Annotated in this window: 18 protein-coding genes; 13 read left to right on the top strand and 5 right to left on the bottom strand. The window is 67.9% G+C overall.

What is annotated here, in order from left to right; genetic code table 11:
• Nucleotides 1-35: 35 nt before the first annotated feature.
• From ASC91_RS17030 to ASC91_RS17010, 5 genes are all read right to left on the bottom strand, one after another.
• Nucleotides 36-821, bottom strand: coding sequence for a LytTR family DNA-binding domain-containing protein (locus ASC91_RS17030; RefSeq protein WP_056199011.1), 786 nt, complete (start codon nt 819-821; stop codon nt 36-38).
• Nucleotides 818-1,888: a sensor histidine kinase gene (locus tag ASC91_RS17025; RefSeq protein WP_056199009.1), complete on the bottom strand. Its 1,071-nt coding sequence runs from the start codon at nt 1,886-1,888 to the stop codon at nt 818-820. Before ASC91_RS17025 ends, ASC91_RS17030 begins: the two co-directional genes overlap by 4 nt.
• Before the next feature lie 81 nt (nt 1,889-1,969).
• On the bottom strand, nt 1,970-3,502 hold the full coding sequence (locus tag ASC91_RS17020) for a helicase HerA-like domain-containing protein (protein ID WP_056199006.1): 1,533 nt from the start codon (nt 3,500-3,502) through the stop codon (nt 1,970-1,972).
• A 110-nt stretch (nt 3,503-3,612) separates the two neighbouring features.
• Complete coding sequence (locus ASC91_RS17015) at nt 3,613-4,323, bottom strand: PEP-CTERM sorting domain-containing protein (RefSeq protein WP_056199003.1); 711 nt, start codon at nt 4,321-4,323, stop codon at nt 3,613-3,615.
• A 43-nt stretch (nt 4,324-4,366) separates the two neighbouring features.
• Nucleotides 4,367-6,406 (bottom strand): hypothetical protein, encoded by a 2,040-nt coding sequence (locus ASC91_RS17010; RefSeq protein WP_157281714.1) that lies wholly within the window; start codon nt 6,404-6,406, stop codon nt 4,367-4,369.
• Between the two features lie 366 nt (nt 6,407-6,772).
• Between ASC91_RS17010 and ASC91_RS17005 the strand changes: the two genes are divergently transcribed.
• From ASC91_RS17005 to ASC91_RS16945, 13 genes are all read left to right on the top strand, one after another.
• The gene (locus ASC91_RS17005) at nt 6,773-7,495 is read left to right on the top strand and encodes a YebC/PmpR family DNA-binding transcriptional regulator (RefSeq protein WP_056198998.1); all 723 of its coding nucleotides are present in this window, start codon (nt 6,773-6,775) and stop codon (nt 7,493-7,495) included.
• Entirely contained in the window at nt 7,495-8,781 is a 1,287-nt protein-coding gene (purD, locus tag ASC91_RS17000; protein ID WP_056198997.1) for a phosphoribosylamine--glycine ligase, read from the top strand. Before ASC91_RS17005 ends, purD begins: the two co-directional genes overlap by 1 nt.
• Nucleotides 8,778-9,419 (top strand): 1-acyl-sn-glycerol-3-phosphate acyltransferase, encoded by a 642-nt coding sequence (locus ASC91_RS16995; protein ID WP_056198994.1) that lies wholly within the window; start codon nt 8,778-8,780, stop codon nt 9,417-9,419. The genes purD and ASC91_RS16995 overlap by 4 nt, the downstream gene beginning before the upstream one ends.
• Nucleotides 9,416-10,351, top strand: coding sequence for an oxygen-dependent coproporphyrinogen oxidase (gene hemF / locus ASC91_RS16990; protein WP_056198991.1), 936 nt, complete (start codon nt 9,416-9,418; stop codon nt 10,349-10,351). Before ASC91_RS16995 ends, hemF begins: the two co-directional genes overlap by 4 nt.
• Nucleotides 10,348-10,935: a nicotinate-nucleotide adenylyltransferase gene (gene nadD, locus ASC91_RS16985; RefSeq protein WP_056198987.1), complete on the top strand. Its 588-nt coding sequence runs from the start codon at nt 10,348-10,350 to the stop codon at nt 10,933-10,935. The genes hemF and nadD overlap by 4 nt, the downstream gene beginning before the upstream one ends.
• The gene (rsfS, locus tag ASC91_RS16980; RefSeq protein ID WP_056198984.1) at nt 10,936-11,685 is read left to right on the top strand and encodes a ribosome silencing factor; all 750 of its coding nucleotides are present in this window, start codon (nt 10,936-10,938) and stop codon (nt 11,683-11,685) included.
• On the top strand, nt 11,685-12,152 hold the full coding sequence (gene rlmH / locus ASC91_RS16975) for a 23S rRNA (pseudouridine(1915)-N(3))-methyltransferase RlmH (RefSeq protein WP_056198982.1): 468 nt from the start codon (nt 11,685-11,687) through the stop codon (nt 12,150-12,152). The genes rsfS and rlmH overlap by 1 nt, the downstream gene beginning before the upstream one ends.
• Complete coding sequence (locus ASC91_RS16970; protein WP_056198979.1) at nt 12,149-12,754, top strand: nucleoside triphosphate pyrophosphatase; 606 nt, start codon at nt 12,149-12,151, stop codon at nt 12,752-12,754. Before rlmH ends, ASC91_RS16970 begins: the two co-directional genes overlap by 4 nt.
• Nucleotides 12,755-12,814: 60 nt before the next feature.
• A complete protein-coding gene (gene rng, locus ASC91_RS16965) occupies nt 12,815-14,308 on the top strand; it encodes a ribonuclease G (protein WP_056198977.1) in 1,494 nt (497 codons plus the stop codon).
• Between the two features lie 51 nt (nt 14,309-14,359).
• Nucleotides 14,360-15,631: a Tol-Pal system beta propeller repeat protein TolB gene (gene tolB / locus ASC91_RS16960; protein ID WP_056198974.1), complete on the top strand. Its 1,272-nt coding sequence runs from the start codon at nt 14,360-14,362 to the stop codon at nt 15,629-15,631.
• Nucleotides 15,632-15,731: 100 nt separating this feature from the next.
• Nucleotides 15,732-16,268 carry a peptidoglycan-associated lipoprotein Pal gene (gene pal / locus ASC91_RS16955; RefSeq protein WP_056198972.1) on the top strand — a complete coding sequence of 179 codons (537 nt, stop codon included), beginning with the start codon at nt 15,732-15,734 and terminating at the stop codon, nt 16,266-16,268.
• A 5-nt stretch (nt 16,269-16,273) separates the two neighbouring features.
• Nucleotides 16,274-17,053 (top strand): tol-pal system protein YbgF, encoded by a 780-nt coding sequence (gene ybgF, locus ASC91_RS16950; RefSeq protein WP_056198969.1) that lies wholly within the window; start codon nt 16,274-16,276, stop codon nt 17,051-17,053.
• The gene (locus ASC91_RS16945) at nt 17,053-17,835 is read left to right on the top strand and encodes a ThiF family adenylyltransferase (RefSeq protein WP_056198965.1); all 783 of its coding nucleotides are present in this window, start codon (nt 17,053-17,055) and stop codon (nt 17,833-17,835) included. Before ybgF ends, ASC91_RS16945 begins: the two co-directional genes overlap by 1 nt.
• Nucleotides 17,836-17,851: the final 16 nt, after the last annotated feature.

Genomic DNA, 17,851 nt, shown 5'->3' with positions numbered 1-17,851 from the left:
TATACGGTTTTCATCCCGGTCCCGCTATCGCGCGGCTACAGGGCTTTGAAACGATTTGCGTGCACGCGGCTGACAGTCAGCTTTTCGGGGCGCAGGCGCAGTTCCAGCAGCACCGTGCCGTTTTCCTGGCGCAGGGCGCGCGCCACGGCGTCGATGTTGACGACGGTGGAGCGGTGCACCTGCCAGAAGCGCTCGGCGTCCAGCTGCGGCAGCAGTTCGCGCAGCGACACGCGCACCCAGTAGTCGCGCTCGGCGGTCACGGCGCGCACGTATTTGTCGGCGGCTTCCAGGTAGACGATGTCGTCCAGCGGCACCAGCTCGATGGCATCGCCGACGGCCGCCTGCAGATGACGCAACCTCGGTGCTGGCGCCCTCACCTGGGTCAGCAACTGGCGCAGCGAGGCCAGCGTCGCGTCGCCTTGTGCCACTTGCTCGGGCTCGGCCAGGCGGGCCTGCAGCCGCGCCACGCACTGGGCCAGGCGCTCGGGCGTGACGGGCTTGAGCAGATAGTCGGCCGCGGCGGTCTCGAAGGCCTGCAGCGCGTACTGGTCATAGGCCGTCACGAAGACGAACAGGGGCAGAGCGCCAGCGTCGTCGGGCCAGTCCTCGCTGATGGCCTGGGCGGCTTCCAGCCCCGTCATGCCAGGCATGCGGATGTCGAGGAAGCAGACCTGGGGGCGGTGCTGCAGCGCCAGCTCGACGGCGACCGTACCGCTGCCGGCCTGGGCGACGATGTCCAGCGCTGGCCACGCGGCGGCCAGTTCGGCGCGCAGGTTCTCGGCGAGCAGGGGCTCGTCTTCGGCGATCAGGGCGGTGGTCATGTCGGAATCTCGATGCGGGCGACGCTGCCGCCGCCGGTTTGAGGTGTCAGCGCGAAGCTGGCGGTATCGCCATAGCGCTGCGCGAGGCGCTCCTTCACCTGCGCGAGGCCGAATCCCGTCCCGACGCCAGTCAACTCGCCGGGCGTGGCCAGACCGGCGCCGCTGTCGGCCACTTCAAGGATGAGGCGCTTGTCATCGCGCGCCGCCGTCACGCGCAGCTCGCCGCCCTCCACATGCGGCTCCAGCCCATGCTTGATGGCGTTCTCCACCAGCGGCTGCAGCAGCAGCGGCGGGATGGGAAGGCCCCCCAGTTCGGCCGGCAGAACCAGCTTCACGCGCAGCCGTTCGCCCATGCGCAGCTGCATCAACGCGAGGTAGTCCGACAGGCGCTCGAACTCCTCGCTCAGTGGGTGCTCGGTGGCGCGGCTGGCTTGCAGCGTGGCGCGCAGATAGGCGATGAGCTGGTCCAGCATGCGCTGGGCTTCGTCGGGCCGCAGCTTGATCAGCACGCGCAGATGGGCCAGCGTGTTGAATAGCATGTGGGGTTCGAGCTGGCTCTGCAGCAGCGTCAGCCGCGCCTCGGCCGCCTGGCGCTGGGCCTGGGCCTGCTCCAGCCGCAACGCGTTCAGCCTGAACAGCGAGAAGAAGAAAAAGGTGCCCAGCACCGACACCAGCAGCACGAAGCTCACCGACACTGCCGCGCGGCCGCCGGGCATGTCCCAGGGCCGGCTGGCGTGCCGGCCGCTGAGGAGGTCGCCCAGCCACAGCCCGCCCGCGTAGCCGGCCAGCGCGCCCAGCAGCACGCAGGGGGCCACCCAGCCCCAGCCGACCCAGCCGTGGCGCAGTTGGGGCGAGTCGCCGCCCCGGCGGCGCAGCAGCAGGGCCACGCCGGCCATCAGCAGGGAGATGTAGAGCGAGATCTGCGCGCCGACGGTGAAGGAATACAGCATCGCAATGCCGAAGCTGCCGCCCTGCAGCAGAAAGTTCAGCAGGCCGACGACGACGCAGATGAGGGCGGTGCCGCCCACATGCGTCGTCCAGTCGTGGTTGCGGTCGGTGGAGGTCATGCGGCCAGCATCATGTGGCCTGCGCACTGGTGCAAGTGGTCTGCGACGAGCGGGGCCGACGCGGCGCGAGGCGCACGGCGTTCAGCGCCGGCGGCTGCCGCTTCCGCCCAGGATGCTGCCCAGCACGCCGCGGATGATCTCGCGGCCGACGGCCGAGCCGATGCTGCGCACGGCCGACTTGGCTGCGGTCTCGGCCAGGCCGGCGTGATGGGCGCCGCGCGGGCCGGTGGTGCCGAAGAGCACGTCTTTGAGCCCGCCCAGCATGCCGCCGCCGGCATCGGCAGGGGCTGGCGCGGCGGTACCGCCTTGGGGAACCTGGCCGCCCGAGGGCGCCGCTGCGGGCTTGCCGGCGAGCTTCTCGTAGGCGGATTCGCGGTCCAGATGCTTCTCGTAGACGCCGGCGACCAGCGAGCTGGCGATGAGCTGCTGGCGCTGGGCCGGCGTGATCGGGCCGATCTGGCTGCCGGGCGGCAGCACGAAGACGCGCTCGGTGATGCTCGGCCGGCCCTTCTCGTCGAGCAGGCTGACCAGGGCCTCGCCGACGGCCAGCTCCATGATGGCGGTGGCAATGTCCAGCCCCGGCTTGGCACGCATGGTGTCAGCGGCGCTCTTGACCGCTTTCTGGTCACGCGGCGTGAAGGCGCGCAGGGCGTGCTGCACGCGGTTGCCGAGCTGGCCCAGCACCGCGTCGGGAATGTCCAGCGGGTTCTGCGTCACGAAGTACACGCCCACGCCCTTGGAGCGCACCAGGCGCACGACCAGCTCGATGCGCTCGACCAGGGCGTCGGGCGCATCCTTGAACAGCAGGTGGGCCTCGTCGAAGAAGAACACCAGCTTGGGTCTCTCCAGGTCGCCGACCTCGGGCAGCGTCTCGAACAGCTCGCTGAGCATCCACAGCAGGAAGGTCGCGTACAGCCGCGGCGCGTTCATCAGCTTGTCGGCGGCCAGCACATTGATGACGCCCAACCCCGATTCCGTCTGCATGAAGTCGGCGATGTTCAACATCGGTTCGCCGAAGAACTTGTCGCCGCCCTGGGCCTCGATCTGCAGCAGGCCGCGCTGGATCGCGCCGACGCTGGCGGCCGAGACATTGCCGTACTGCGTCGTGAACTGACTCGCGTTGTCACCCACATGCTGCAGCATGGCGCGCAGGTCCTTCAGGTCCAGCAGCAGCAGGCCGTTGTCGTCGGCGATCTTGAACACCATCTGCAGCACGCCGGCCTGCGTCTCGTTGAGCGCCAGCATGCGGCTCAAGAGCAGCGGGCCCATGTCGGACACGGTGGCGCGCACCGGGTGGCCCTGCTCGCCGAAGACGTCCCACAGCGTGGTGGGGCAGGCGAGCTTCTCGGGCGCCTCCAGGCCGCGCTCCTTGAGCACGCCGAGCAGCTTCTCGCTCGGGTTGCCGGCCTGGCTGATGCCGGTCAGGTCACCCTTCACGTCGGCCATGAAGACCGGCACGCCCAGTTTGGAAAAGCTCTCGGCGAGTTTCTGCAGGCTGATGGTCTTGCCGGTGCCGGTGGCGCCGGTGATGAGGCCGTGGCGGTTGGCCAGCGCGGGCAGCAGCAGGCACTCGGTCTGCTCATGGCGGGCCAGCAGGATGGGGTCGGCGGGCATGGGGGTCTCCGGATCAGGGGCAGGTAGGCTGCGGCGAGTCTAGCGGTCCGCTTTGACCACTTCGACTCACCGCAGCCGCTGTCCGGAGGCTGTGACGTGCCCGCTGGCGCTCAGCTGGCGCGGCGCTTGGCCAGGCCCAGCAGCACCGAGCCGCCCAGCAGCAGGAGCAGGCCTGACGCCGGCTCGGGCACCGGCGCCAGGTGCACGTCGGCGACGGCCAGCGCCGAGGCGCCGAGCGCGTCGAAGCCGTCGAACACGCCCAGGCTGACGTTGTGTGCCCCGGCGGTCAGCGGCGCGCTGGTGAAGGTCAGGTAGGCCGTCTCGTCGAACAGCGGCGATGCCGAGCCGCCCAGGAAGGTGGCGCTGTTGACGCTGGTCAGCTTGATGACGGTCGTCTTGTCGAGCACGACGTAGGCCGTGTCGTCGGCCGGGGTGCCCGGTGGGTCGTTGCTCATGAACTTCCACTGGAAGATCAGCCGCTCGCCGGCGGCGGCCGTGAAGTCCGCGCTCAGCCCGGAGCCGACGACGGCACCCATGCCGCTGAGCGAGGCGGCCCCGAGCCCGGCGAAGGATTCCAGCGAGGCTGCGGCCACCGCGCTGCCACCGAACAGGAAGCCGGAGGTGTCGGCTGTGCCGAGCACGGCCTGGGCGGTGAAGCCGGCAGGTGGGGCGCCGAACTGGCTGGTTGTGTCCACGGCGACGTTGCCGGCCTTGGCCCAGCCCGTCAGGCCGCCGGTGAAGTCGCCATTGGTGACGCCCGCGGCCATCGCCGTCGATGCCACCAGGCTCAGTGCGGCCAATGTGAATTTGAGTTGCTTCATCAGGGTCTCCAGACAACAGGGTAGGAAAGGGTGGTCGGCGCCTTCAGCGCACGGTGCCGATTTGCGTGATCTGCAGCGTGCTCTGCTGCTCGACGCCGAGGCCGGCCTTCACGCAGTCGAGCGCATTGGTGCTGACTTCGGGCTTGAACGACACGGACTGGCGCGAGCGCAGGTTGGTGCAGGTGACCTTGGCGATGTCCATGCCGCCGACCTGCACGGCCGGCAACTGCGTGTTGACCAGGCCTACCTGCGAGACCTGCACCCGCTCCCCGTGCAGGGAGACGAGACCGGCCTTTTCGCAGTCGAAGCTGCCATCGGTATTGGCTTGAACGCTGACCGACTGGCGGGTGTTCAGGTTGGCGCAGACCACCTTGCCGCGCAGCAGGCCGATCAGGATGCCGTCCACCGGCTTGGCACGCTTGCCGGCCACCTGCAGGAACACGTGGGTGACCAGGTCCTTGGTGACGAAGGTCTTCTTGTCGGCGTCCCACTGCAGCGCATTGGGCTCAACCAGGTCGCCTTCGAGGAAGACCGAGGCGCCGGGGAAGGGGTCCGTCGCCAGCGCGCCCTTCACGTCGGGGTTGACTTCCTGTGCGCCGGCCGTCGCGTCCGTGACCTGGCCACGGAACTTGATGCGCACGTTGTGCCCGTCCTTGAGCAGGTTGCCGAGCACGAAGCGGGCTTCGCCGGGCTTGTCGGTCGAGCCGGCGGGCAGTTCCATGGCCGTCGGCAACTGCAGCTGGCGCCATGGCGTGATCGGCTCCTGCTGGTTGTCGAACAGCTTCACGCCACCCGTGGGGTCGAACAACATGCTGTCGATGTGTGCGGGCCGCGGCAGCACGAAGCCCCGCCAGTTGCGCAGCACCAGATTGGCCGCTGCGAGGTTGGCCAGGCCCAGAATGAAGTTGCCGTCCGCCGACAGGGTGCCGGTGTCGAAAGTGGGCACGCGTGGGTGCAGGGGCAGCGCCGACCCGCCGGCATCCAGCAGGGTCGCGTCGGCGATGACCACCTGGGTCGTGGTGTTGAGGATGTTCTCTTCCGCGAAATGCGTGCCGACGTGGAACTGCTCGGCGCCGCGCACCTGGCCGGCGATGCTGCCGGGCTGGTTGGGGCTGGCCCAGCCCTTGGCGGACTGCCAGGTTACGAAGTAGCGGTGGTAGCTGGTGCCCTTGAAGGTCCGCGTGCCGGACGCCACCACGCTGGGCGGGTTCCAGGGGCTCAGCGAGCCGGTATAGGTGGACACCGGCGTGAGCGTGGTGCTGAGGCTGAGCACCTCCATGCGCAGCCGCGACGCGGTGGCGGAATTGGGGTTGACGAAGTCCCAGTTGGCCAGAGATTGCAGCGTCAGGCCGACGTTGTTGGCCAGGATGCCGAAGTCCTGATCGCTGAAGTGGCGGCGTTCGCCGACGCGATTCGTACAGGGCATGGAAGGCCCGGCGGGCATGATGTGGTGGATGAAGGCGTCCTCGCCGGTGTGCACCACCGCGCTGTGCGAGAGGCCGTAGTTGTGCCCGGCCTCGTGCGCGGCCGTGCCGCCGATGCCCAGGGCCCAGCGGTCCAGCGTGTTGTTGGCGCCGGAAAGCTCGGCGCTGCAGAACACGCCATAGGAGCCGCCGAAGACGCGGGCGTGGTCGATGACGTCGGCGTCGCCGGTGTCCACCGCCTCGGCGATGCCGAACAGTGAGGGGTCGGTGTCAGCGCCGATGGCGACCATGTTGCGCCGCGCCGGCGGCGCGCCCAGCGCGTCCGGGTTGGTCGTCGTGGGTGGCAGCACCTGGACGTTGAACTCGCAGTAGTCGGTGGACACCACGTCGAAGATGCGGTCGCGCAGCTGGGTGGTGGTGCCGGCAGGCGCGCCCGGCAGCGAGCCGATGGCGAAGGTGCGTGCGGGCGAGACGTTGGTCGCGTAGGCGGGAAACGTGGCGTCGTTGGCCGTCGGGTAGTAGAGGAAGAGCTTGTTCGGCTTCATCGCGTCGATGGCGCCGTAGTTGTGATAGCAGACCGGGGCGGCCTGGACGGATGTGGACAGCAGCGCTGCACCTAAGCAGCCAGTCCATCGGAAATGAGCGGACAAACGGGTCATGAAAATCTCCTGAGAGCGGACCCTGGCGGGCAGGGACGACTCAAAGCTAGGCGCCGGCCTGCAGGGCTTCACCCACCCCTCACCCTTCAACGTGAGGAAGACTGCAGCTCTTAGGGGGACGCCCTTAGGGGGAGATTTCTAGGGGGAAGGTCCCAGCGGGCCGGGAGCTCCGCATGCCGCACACCCCCGCAGTTAGGCCAGTCCGGGCTGCGAATGCATGATGAAATTCCGGGCGCGTTGGCGCTGGCGAGGCCGCGGGAAGATGGACGCCCGCGAGCAGGCGGTGGGGTCGGGGACAGGAGGCGGCCTCGTAGAATCGAGGGTTGCATGGCATCTGCGCCGTGCTGCCAAAGGAGCTAGAGCCACATGGCCGGACATTCCAAATGGGCCAACATCCAGCATCGCAAAGGCCGTCAGGACGAGAAGCGCGGCAAGATCTGGACCCGCATCATTCGTGAGATCAGCGTTGCCGCGCGCCAGGGCGGCCCCGACATCAAGGACAACCCGCGCCTGCGTCTGGCGGTGGACAAGGCCAAGGCCGCCAACATGCCGGCCGACCGCATCAAGTACAACATCGACAAGGCCAGCGGCAACATCGATGGCCTGACCTACGAAGAAATCCGCTATGAAGGCTATGGCATCGGCGGCGCGGCCATCATGATCGACACGATGACGGACAACCGCGTTCGCACCGTGGCCGAGGTGCGGCATGCCTTCAGCAAATACGGCGGCAACATGGGCACGGACGGCTCGGTGGCCTTCCAGTTCAAGCATTGCGGCCAGCTGCTGTTCGCGCCGGGCACGTCGGAAGACAAGGTCATGGAAGTGGCGCTGGACGCCGGCGCCGAAGATGTCGTCACCGGCGACGACGGCGCCATCGAGGTGTTGACCTCGCCAGCCGACTACGAAGCCGTCAAGGCCGCGCTGGAAGCCGCCGGCCTGGTACCCGAGCTGTCCGAAGTGACGATGCGGGCCGAGAACACGATCGAGTTGACCGGCGAAGACGCCGAACGCATGCAAAAGCTGCTTGACGTCATCGAAGACCTCGACGACACGCAAGCGGTCTATCACAACGCAGAATTGAACTGATGCGAGTCCTAGTCATTGGCAATGGTGGCCGCGAGCACGCGCTGGCCTGGAAGCTCGCCCAGGGCGAACGCGTCAGCCAGGTGTACGTCGCCCCCGGCAACGGCGGCACGGCGCGTGACGAGCAGATCGAGACCGTGCCCATCGGCATGACCGACGTGAAGGCGCTGGCCGACTTCGCCGTCGAACAGAAGATGACGCTGACCGTCGTCGGCCCCGAGGTCGCGCTGGCCGCTGGCGTCGTCGACGAGTTCCGCTCGCGGGGCCTGCGCATCTTCGGGCCCACCAAGGCCGCGGCCCAGCTCGAGAGCTCCAAGGCCTTCGCCAAGGACTTCATGAAGCGCCATGGCATTCCGACGGCAGCCTACGAAACCTTCTCGGACGCCGCGGCCGCTCACGCCTATGTAGACGGCCGCGGCGCGCCCATCGTCATCAAGGCCGACGGCCTGGCAGCAGGCAAGGGCGTCGTCGTCGCGATGACGCTGGCCGAGGCCCACGAGGCGATCTCGTGGATCCTGGAGGACAACAAGCTGGGCGTGACGCACAACGCCGGCGGTGCGCGCGTCGTCATCGAGGACTTCCTCGAAGGCGAGGAGGCCAGCTTCATCGTCGTCTGTGATGGCAAGCATGTCGTGTCGCTGGCCACCAGCCAGGACCACAAGCGCCTGCTGGACGGCGACGCCGGCCCCAACACCGGCGGCATGGGCGCCTACTCGCCTGCGCCGGTCGTGACGCCGAATGTGCATGCCAAGGTCATGCACGAGATCATCCAGCCGACCATCACCGGCATGGCGCGTGACGGCCATCCGTTCACTGGCTTCCTGTACGCCGGCCTGATGATCGACGAGCACGGCCAGCCGCGCACGGTCGAGTTCAACACGCGCATGGGCGACCCCGAGACCCAGCCCATCATGATGCGGCTCAAGAGCGATCTCTTCGAGCTGATGATGCACGCGACCGATGGCACGTTGGACGAGGTCGAGCTGCAGTGGGACCGTCGCGTGGCGCTCGGCGTCGTGCTGGCGGCCGAGGGCTACCCGCTCAACCCGCGCAAGGGCGACGCCATCAGCGGCCTGCCGGAAGATGACGACGAGGCCATGGTCTTTCACGCCGGCACGGCGATGGTCGATGGCCAGCTCGTCACCAGCGGTGGCCGCGTGCTTTGCGTGACGGCCCTGGGTGAATCCGTGCGCACCGCCGCGCAGAGTGCCTATGAGCTGGCCACGGGCATCCAGTTCGCGGGCCGCCAGTACCGCAGCGACATCGGCCATCGGGCCATCAAGCGTTGAACGCAGCACCCATTGTCCTGACCGGGCCCCTGCGCCCGCATGGCCCGTCCAGCGCCCTGGCGCGCTGGCTGCTGGGCCTGTTCGGCTGGACGGTGGATGCACCCGGCGTGCCAGCGGAGCAGGGCGTCATCCTGGTCTATCCGCACACCTCCAACTGGGACTTCGTCATCGGCCTGCTGGCCAAGTGGGCCGTCGGCATCCAGCTGCGCTTCTGGGGCAAGGACAGCCTGTTCAAGACGCCCTTGCTCAGCCACTGGATGCGCTGGATCGGCGGTGTCGGCGTGGATCGCAGCAGCTCGCATGGCATCGTCGCTGACACGGTGCGCCAGATGCAGGCCGCCGCGGCGCGTGGCGAGCGCTTCTGGCTGGCCGCCGCACCCGAAGGCACGCGTTCGCTGAAGAGCGGTTGGCGCACCGGCGCTTACCAGGTGGCCGTGCAGGCCGGCGTGCCGGTGGGGCTGTGCTATTTCGATTTCGAGCAGCGCGTCGTCTCGGTGACGCGCTTCGTCATGCTGACCGGCGATGTGCAGGCCGACTTCGCGCTCTTTGCCGCCTATTTCGGCACGCGCGTCGGCAAGCGCCCCGAACTGGCCAGTCCGATTCAGCCTCGCTCATCGAACACCGGCCCGCGCACATGAACACCCAAGCCGTCCGCGACTATCTGCTCGAGTTGCAACAGCGCATCGTCACGGCGCTGGAAGGGGTCGACGGCAATGCCTTCGCGTCCGACGGCTGGACACGCGAGCCCGGTGGCCGGCTCGAAGGCGACGGCCTGTCGCGGCTCATCGAGGGCGGCCCGGTCTTCGAGCGCGGTGGCGTCAACTTCTCGCATGTGAAGGGCCGCGTGCTGCCGCCGTCAGCGACGCAGCATCGCCCCGAACTCGCCGGAGCGCCCTTCGAGGCCTTGGGCGTGTCGCTGGTGCTGCACCCGCACAACCCCTTCGTGCCGACGGTGCACATGAATGTGCGTGCCTTCATCGCCTTGCCGCCTGGGCTGCCTGCCGTGACCTGGTTCGGCGGCGGCATGGACCTGACACCCTACTACGGCTACGAGCGCGACGCGCAGCATTTCCATCGCGTCTGCCGCGACGCGCTGCAACCGCATGGCACCGAGCTCTACCCGAAGTTCAAGGCCTGGTGCGACGACTACTTCTTCCTGAAGCACCGCCAGGAGCCGCGCGGCATCGGCGGCATCTTCTTCGACGATTTCGCCGAAGGTGGCTTCGACACGGGCTTTGCGCTGATGCGTTCCGTCGGCGATGCCTTCCTGGCTGCCTATCTGCCCATCGTCGAGCGCCGCCAGGGGTATGCCTATGGCGAACGTGAGCGCGACTTCCAGGCCTATCGCCGTGGTCGCTATGTCGAGTTCAATCTCGTCTGGGACCGCGGCACCCTGTTCGGCCTACAGTCGGGCGGCCGCACCGAATCCATCCTCATGTCCATGCCCCCACAAGTGAAGTGGCGCTACGACTGGGCGCCCGAGCCGGGCACGCCCGAGGCGAAGCTGTACAGCGACTTCCTGCGCCCACGCGATTGGGCCGGCGAAACACCCACCGCACTGTGGCTGTGAAACTGGCAATCTTCGGCGGCAGTTTTGACCCGCCCCATCTCGGCCACCTGGCCTTCGCCCGCTTTGCGCTGGACGCGCTGGCGCCGGACCGCATGGTCTGGCTGCCCGCCGGCCGGCAGTGGCAGAAGCCCGACCAGATCATGGCCGCCGCCGTGCACCGCGCAGGCATGATCAAGCGCCTCATCGCCGGAGAGCCGCGCTTCGTGCTCGATGAGCGCGAACTGCATCGCCGCGGCCCCAGCTTCACGGCCGATACCCTGCGTGAGTTCGCCAGCCAGAACGCTGGCACGGAGTTGATGTTCCTGATCGGCCAGGACCAGTACGCCCGCCTGCCGAGCTGGTACCAAGTTGAAACCATCACCACGCTGGCGACGCTGGTCGTCGTGCCGCGTGCTGGCGAGGCCGTCGTGACCCCTCCGGGCCTGCCGGCACACCGCCTGCAGGTGCTGGCCCTGCCCGAAATTCCCCTTTCGTCCACCGCCGTGCGCGACGCCGTCGCGCGCGGCGAGGACATCAGCCCCATGGTGGGCGCCGAGGTGGCGAGCTATATTGCCTCGCACCGCCTCTACGAGAAGAAGCACTGAATGGACATTCGCAAGCTGCAACGAGCCATCGTCGATGGTCTCGAAGACGTCAAGGCCCAGAACATCGTTGTGTTCAACACCGAGCATCTGTCGCCGCTGTTCGAGCGCGTCATCATCGCCTCGGGCACGAGCAACCGGCAGACCAAGGCCCTCGCGTCCAGCGTGCGTGAAACGGTCAAGGGGCGCGGCATGCAGGTCATGCGCACCGAGGGCGAGGACAACGGCGAATGGATCATCGTCGACTGCGGCGCCGCCGTCGTCCACGTGATGCAGCCCGCCATCCGCGACTACTACCACCTCGAAGAGATCTGGGGCGACAAGCCCGTCAAGCTCAAGCTCGGTAGCACCGAGACCAGGCTGGTCAAGGCCTCCGAGGAGCCCGCTGCCGCACCGGTCAAGACGGCGCGCAAGGCCACGGCGTCCAAGCCCATCACGACCAGGGCAGCGCCCAAACCCGCCGCGAAACCCGCAGCCAAGGCGGGCGCCAACAAGGCGGTGCCGTCGGCGGCCGCCAAGAAGGCGGTTGCCAAGAAGGCCGCGGCGGGCACCCAGGCGCCCAAGAAGGGCGTGACCCGCAGCGTGGGCGTGAAGACGGCGGCCCCCGTCAAGACCGTGAAGGTCGGCGCTGGCCAGGGCGTCGGCAAGGCGGCTACGGCCAAGCGGGTCGCGCCTGCGGCCAAGCCAGCCGCCAAGGCAGCACCTCGCGCGCCTGCCAAGCCTGCCGGCCGCGCGGCGCCGAAAAAGGGCTGATGCGCCTTTTCCTCGTCGCCGTGGGCCAGCGCCAGCCGGCCTGGGCCGACACCGCCTACGAGGACTTCGCCAAGCGCTTTCCGCCCGAGCTCAAGCTGGAGTTGAAGGCTGTCAAGGCCGAGACGCGCGGCAGCAAGACGGCGGAGCAGTTGATGGCGGCCGAGGCCGCACGCATCGAGGCAGCTTTGCCCAAGGGCGTGCGCCGCATCATCCTGGACGAGCGTGGCGAGCGCCGCACCTCAGTGCAGTTGGCTGAGCGGCTGAAGCTGTGGATGGGTGAGGGCCGCGATGCCGCCCTCATCATCGGCGGGCCCGACGGCCTGCATCCCGATCTCAAGGCCACGGCCGACGAGACCTTGCGGCTGTCGGACCTCACCTTGCCCCATGCCTTCGCCCGCGTGCTACTGGCCGAAGGCCTGTACCGCGCCTGGACCGTGACGACCGGCCACCCGTATCACCGCGAATGATTCCAAACTTCATCTACCTCGCCTCGCAAAGCCCGCGCCGCCGCCAGTTGCTGGAGCAGCTCGGCGTCAGGCATGAGTTGCTGCTGCCCGGTGCCGACGAAGATGCGGAAGCGCTGGAGGCGGTCCAACCCGACGAGGTGCCCGAGACTTATTGCGCCCGCGTCACGGCCGCCAAGCTCGATGCGGCGCTGGTGCGCCTCACCGCGCGCGGCCTGCTACCGGCGCCCATCCTGTGCGCGGACACCACGGTGGCCATCGACGGACTCATCCTCGGCAAGCCCGCGGACGACGTCGATGCGGCGCGCATGCTGGCGCTGATGTCAGGCCGCACGCACCGAGTCATCACGGCCGTCGCCGTGGCCGACGCGGCGCGTCGTGTGGCGGCGCTGAATGTCTCTCACGTGGAATTCGCGCCGCTGTCGGCCGCGCAGATCGACCGCTACGTCGCCAGCCGCGAGCCGTTCGGCAAAGCTGGCGCCTATGCCATCCAGAGCCAGGCAGCCGCCTGGATCGTGAAGATTGCCGGTAGCTACTCGGGCATCATGGGGTTGCCCCTCTTTGAGACGGCGCAGCTGTTGGACAAATTCGGCTTTGAGTTCTGACCTGAGTTTTGATGCGTGCCGCCTCCACCGGCGGCACGCATCAGCATTCAAAGGCAAGAGATGGAAGACATCCTGATCAACTGGTCACCGCAGGAGACGCGGGTGGCCGTGGTCGAGAACGGCGCGGTGCAGGAGCTGCACATCGAGCGCACGTTGGAGCGGGGCCTGGTGGGCAACGTCTACCTCGGCAAGGTGGTGCGCGTGCTGCCGGGCATGCAGAGCGCCTTCATCGACATCGGCCTGGAGCGCGCCGCCTTTCTGCACGTTGCCGACCTGCACAGTGCCTCGCAGTTCGGACATGGCCGGCACCAGAACGGCCATGGCGTCGAGGTGCCTCCCACGCCCATCGAGCGCCTCATCTTCGAAGGCCAACCGCTGACGGTGCAGGTCATCAAGGACCCCATCGGCACCAAGGGCGCACGGCTGTCCAGCCAGATCAGCATCGCCGGCCGCATGCTGGTCTATCTGCCGCAGGACGAGCACATCGGCGTCAGCCAGAAGATCGGCTCGCCCGAGGCGCGCGAGGCCTTGCGCGCGCGCATGGTCGCACTGGTGGGGACAAAGGAGCAGGGCGGTGGCGGCGGCTTCATCCTGCGCACGAACGCAGAGGACGCCAGCGACGAGGAGCTCGGTGCCGACATCGCCTATCTGCGCAAGACCTGGCAGCAGATCCGCGCGGGTGCGCTGACAACGCCGCCGGCCAGCCTGTTGCACCAGGACTTGAGCCTCGTCGAGCGCGTGCTGCGCGACCTGACGAGCGAACGCACGGGCTCCATCCGCATCGACTCCAAGATGCAGTACGACGTGTTGCGCGGCTTCGGCGAGACCTTCATGCCGGCCGCCACGGCCAAGCTGGAACATTACCGCGGTGAACGGCCCATCTTCGACCTGTGCAATGTCGATGCCGAGATCGCCCGCGCGCTGGCGCGCAAGGTGGAGCTGAAGTCCGGCGGCTCGCTGGTGTTCGACCAGACCGAGGCGATGACGACCATCGACGTCAACACCGGCGGCTTCGTCGGTGCCAAGAACTTCGACGACACCATCTTCAAGACCAACCTCGAAGCGGCGGGCTCCATCGCCCGCCAGCTGAGGCTGCGCAACCTGGGCGGCATCATCATTGTCGACTTCATCGACATGACGCGTGAGGAGCACAGGACGGCGGTGCTGGCCGAGTTCCGCAAGCAGCTGGGCCGGGACCGCACCAAGGTGACCGTCGGCGGCTTCACGCAGTTGGGCCTGGTCGAGATGACGCGAAAGCGCACGCGCGAGTCGCTGGCGCGCATGCTCTGCGAACCCTGCCCGACCTGCGAGGGCCGCGGCCAGGTCAAGACGGCGCGTTCGGTCTGCTACGACATCCTGCGCGAGATCCTGCGTGAGGCACGCCAGTTCTCGCCCCGGGAGTTCCGCGTCGTGGCCGCCGCCAACGTCGTCGAGATGATGCTCGACGAAGAGAGCGCCCACCTGGCCGGCCTGTCGGACTTCATCGGCAAGCCCATCTCGCTGACCGCCGAGCCGACCAACCAGACGGAACATTACGACATCGTCCTACTCTGAAGTGGCGCGGCACTGCGGCAGAATTCCGGACCGCACTGCAAAGTCCACTGCATGATCTCTCGCCGTCTCAGCCTTGCCGCGCTTGCGGCCTTTCCTGCCGCCTCGGCCCTGGCCCAGGTGCGCATCGACATCGCCGGCACGGGCGGCACCCGCATCCCGGTGGCCATCGTCGATTTCCGCGATGACGCCAAGGCCTCGGCCCAGCCGATCGCCGCCATCGTGCGCGCCGACCTGGAACGCAGCGGCCTGTTTCGCAGCGTCGATGCACCCACCGGGCTGAACGAGACGAGCAGCCCGGCCTGGCCCGACTGGAAGGCCCGCCAGGCCGATGCGCTTGCGGCGGGTTCGATCACCCGCCTGGCCGACGGACGGCTGGATATCCGCTTCAAGCTCTGGGACGTCGTCAACCGCACCGAGCTCCTCGGCGAAGCGCATGCCGTGCATCCCGATGATGCCCGCCTTGCCGCGCATCGCATCGCCGACACCATCTACCAGAAGCTCACCGGCGAGCGCGGCGTGTTCGCCACCCGCATGGCCTATGTGACCAAGGCCGGCCCGCGCTACAGCCTGGTCGTTGCCGACGCAGACGGCGAGGGCGCCAAGGTCGCATTGACCAGCCCCGATCCCATCATCTCGCCAGCCTGGGCGCCCAATGGCCGCGAACTCGCCTACGTGACCTTCGAAAGCCGCAAGGCCACGGTGCGCGTCCAGGACGTGCAGACTGGCGGCCGCCGCGTGCTGGCCGACTTCAAGGGCACCAACAGCGCGCCGGCCTGGTCGCCCGATGGCTCGCAGCTCGTGCTCAGCCTGTCGCGCGACGGGGGGACCCAGCTCTTCGTCATCAACCGTGACGGCTCGGGCCTGCGTCGCCTCACGCAAAGCGGCGCCATCGACACCGAGGCCTGCTACTCGCCCGATGGCAGCAAGATCTTTTTCGTTAGCGACCGTGGCGGCGGCCCGCAGATCTACCGCATGCCGGCCAGTGGCGGCGCGGCCGAGCGTGTGACCTTCAACGGCAACTACAACATCAGCCCGGCGGTCAGCCCTGACGGCCGCACGCTGGCCTACATCACCCGCATCAGTGGTGCCTTCCGCCTGTCGGTGATGGATCTCGGCACCGGCCAGTCACAGCAGATCAGCGAAGCCAACGACGACGAAAGCCCGGCGTTCGCGCCCAATGGCAAGCTCATCGTGTACGCGAGCCGTGCCGGCGGCAAGGAAGTGCTGATGACGACGACGCTGGACGGCAAGATGAAGACGCCGCTGCTCGTCACTTTGGTAGAGGTTCGTGAACCCACGTGGGGTCCTTTTACACGCCAGTAACTTGACAGTTCGCACCGTGTTGGACAATGGCGCGCCCGCGCCGCCGATGGCGCTGCGCCCCCCCATCCCCCGCCCCCTGTCTGTTGTGGAGACTATTCGAATGAAACTGACCCGCTATGCGCTCACTTTGATTGCCGCCGCCGCCTTGGCCGGCTGCAGCTCCGCCGTCAAGTTGGACGAGCCCGCGCCGGTCGAGACGCGCCAGCCCACACCGCCCCCGGCGACACCTGAGCAGCAGCCGACAACCGCGCAGACCGCTGTCCCGACGGTTGACCTGTTCAGCCAGTACACCCAGGAAGTCAACAAGGGCGCCAATCGCGTCGTCTACTTCGACTACGACAGCGACGTCGTCAAGGAAGAGTACCGCCCGCTGGTCGACCTGCACGCCAAGCGCCTGAACGCCAACAAGCGCGCCGCGTTGAACCTCGAAGGCCACACCGACGAGCGCGGCGGCCGCGAGTACAACCTGGCCCTCGGCCAGCGCCGTGCCGAAGCCGTTGCCAAGTCGCTGACGCTGCTGGGTGTCGGCGCCAACCAGGTGGAAGCTGTCAGCTACGGCAAGGAGCGCCCTGCCGCTCAAGGCAGCGGCGAAGAAGTCTGGGCCAAGAATCGTCGCGTCGAGCTCAAGGACAAGTGAAAGTGATGCGCGCTCTGCGACTGTCGCTGATGACGCTGGCCGCGAGCGCGGCTTTCATGCAGCCCGCAAAGGCGGGCCTGTTCGAGGATGATGAAGCCCGCAAGGCCATCCTCGAGCTGCGTGGCACGGTGAAGGCCAACGAGGACGCTGCCAAGCAGCGTGCCGAACAGCTCAACACGCTGGTCCAGGATCAGTTGCAGCCGCTGCGCCGCAGCATGCTGGACCTGAACGGCCAGATCGATGCGCTGCGCAGCGAGATCGCCAAGCTGCGTGGCGCCAACGAGCAGCTCGCTCGCGACCTGGCCGACACCCAGCGCAAGCTGGCCGATCAGTCGCAGTCCGTCGAGGCTCGATTCAAGCCGCTGGAGCCGCAGAAGGTCAGCCTCGATGGCCGCGAATTCCAGGTCAACCCTGACGAGCGCAACCAGTATGAAGCCGCCATCGGCCTCGTGCGCCGTGGCGACTTCGCCGAGGCTGTCGCCGCGCTCAATGCCTTCCTGAAGCGCTACCCCGCCAGCGGCTATACCGACTCGGTGCGCTTCTGGCTCGGCAACGCCCAGTACGGCAAGCGCGACTACAAGGACGCCGTTGCGACCTTCAAAGCTTTCATCGCCGGCAATCCTGACCATCCGCGCGCGGCCGAAGCCCTGCTCGCGCTGGCCAATTGCCAGATCGAGCTGAAGGACAACAAGTCCGCCCGGCGCAGCCTCGACGACCTCATCAAGGCCTATCCCGGCACCGAGGCCGCCCAGGCCGCCAAGGAACGGTTGGCGGCACTGCGTTGATGTCCGCTGATCAGCTGGACGCTGATCTGGAGCGCCGCTTCGGCGGCCTGCGCCGTCTGCACGGCGACGTCGCCTACCAGCGCCTGCGCGCCGCGCGCTTCGCGGTCGTCGGCCTGGGCGGCGTCGGTTCCTGGGCCGTCGAGGCCCTGGCGCGCAGTGGCGCGGCGGAGCTGACGCTGATCGACCTGGACCAGGTTTCCGAATCCAACATCAACCGCCAGATCCAGGCTCTCGGGTCGACCGTCGGTATGGCCAAGGCTGAGGCGCTGAGGCAGCGTATTGCCGACATCCACCCCGGCTGCGCGGTGCACGTCGTCGAGGAATTTGTCGAACCCGAGAATTGGCCCGCGCTGATCGGCGATGCGGAGTTCGACGGGCTCATCGACTGTTGCGACCAGGTCCGCGCCAAGGCCGTGCTGGCTGCCTGGGCGCGTGAGCTTGAGCTGCCCTTCGTCACCGTCGGCGCCGCCGGTGGCAAGCGCGAGCCGCATCGCGTGGAGCTCGACGACCTCAGCGCCACGACTCACGATCCGCTGCTGGCGTCGCTGCGCCAGCGCCTGCGCAAGCACCACGGTGCGGCGCGTGCCGGGAAAATGGGTGTCGCCTGCGTGTACTCACGTGAGCCGGTGCATCTGCCGCAGCAAGGTGAGGGCGAAGCCTGTGATGTTGACGGCAGCCTGAACTGCCATGGTTACGGCTCCAGCGTCACCGTCACGGCGACCTTTGGCCTGTGCGCGGCAGCCGAGTTGCAGCGCCTGCATCTGAGTCGAAAACCGGGCTGACGGCAATTCAAGGATT

Source organism: Pelomonas sp. Root1237 (genome assembly GCF_001425055.1).
Classification (GTDB): domain Bacteria; phylum Pseudomonadota; class Gammaproteobacteria; order Burkholderiales; family Burkholderiaceae_C; genus Pelomonas.
Note: the sequence above shows the minus strand (reverse complement) of the source record. Positions and strands in the feature narration are given on the sequence as shown.

Coding starts and splice junctions, on each gene's coding strand:
- ASC91_RS17030 (WP_056199011.1), bottom strand. CDS start 821: ATGACCACCGCCCTGATCGCCGAAGACGAGCCCCTGCTCGCCGAGAAC.
- ASC91_RS17025 (WP_056199009.1), bottom strand. CDS start 1,888: ATGACCTCCACCGACCGCAACCACGACTGGACGACGCATGTGGGCGGC.
- ASC91_RS17020 (WP_056199006.1), bottom strand. CDS start 3,502: ATGCCCGCCGACCCCATCCTGCTGGCCCGCCATGAGCAGACCGAGTGC.
- ASC91_RS17015 (WP_056199003.1), bottom strand. CDS start 4,323: ATGAAGCAACTCAAATTCACATTGGCCGCACTGAGCCTGGTGGCATCG.
- ASC91_RS17010 (WP_157281714.1), bottom strand. CDS start 6,406: ATGACCCGTTTGTCCGCTCATTTCCGATGGACTGGCTGCTTAGGTGCA.
- ASC91_RS17005 (WP_056198998.1), top strand. CDS start 6,773: ATGGCCGGACATTCCAAATGGGCCAACATCCAGCATCGCAAAGGCCGT.
- purD (WP_056198997.1), top strand. CDS start 7,495: ATGCGAGTCCTAGTCATTGGCAATGGTGGCCGCGAGCACGCGCTGGCC.
- hemF (WP_056198991.1), top strand. CDS start 9,416: ATGAACACCCAAGCCGTCCGCGACTATCTGCTCGAGTTGCAACAGCGC.
- rsfS (WP_056198984.1), top strand. CDS start 10,936: ATGGACATTCGCAAGCTGCAACGAGCCATCGTCGATGGTCTCGAAGAC.
- rlmH (WP_056198982.1), top strand. CDS start 11,685: ATGCGCCTTTTCCTCGTCGCCGTGGGCCAGCGCCAGCCGGCCTGGGCC.
- ASC91_RS16970 (WP_056198979.1), top strand. CDS start 12,149: ATGATTCCAAACTTCATCTACCTCGCCTCGCAAAGCCCGCGCCGCCGC.
- rng (WP_056198977.1), top strand. CDS start 12,815: ATGGAAGACATCCTGATCAACTGGTCACCGCAGGAGACGCGGGTGGCC.
- tolB (WP_056198974.1), top strand. CDS start 14,360: ATGATCTCTCGCCGTCTCAGCCTTGCCGCGCTTGCGGCCTTTCCTGCC.
- pal (WP_056198972.1), top strand. CDS start 15,732: ATGAAACTGACCCGCTATGCGCTCACTTTGATTGCCGCCGCCGCCTTG.
- ybgF (WP_056198969.1), top strand. CDS start 16,274: ATGCGCGCTCTGCGACTGTCGCTGATGACGCTGGCCGCGAGCGCGGCT.
- ASC91_RS16945 (WP_056198965.1), top strand. CDS start 17,053: ATGTCCGCTGATCAGCTGGACGCTGATCTGGAGCGCCGCTTCGGCGGC.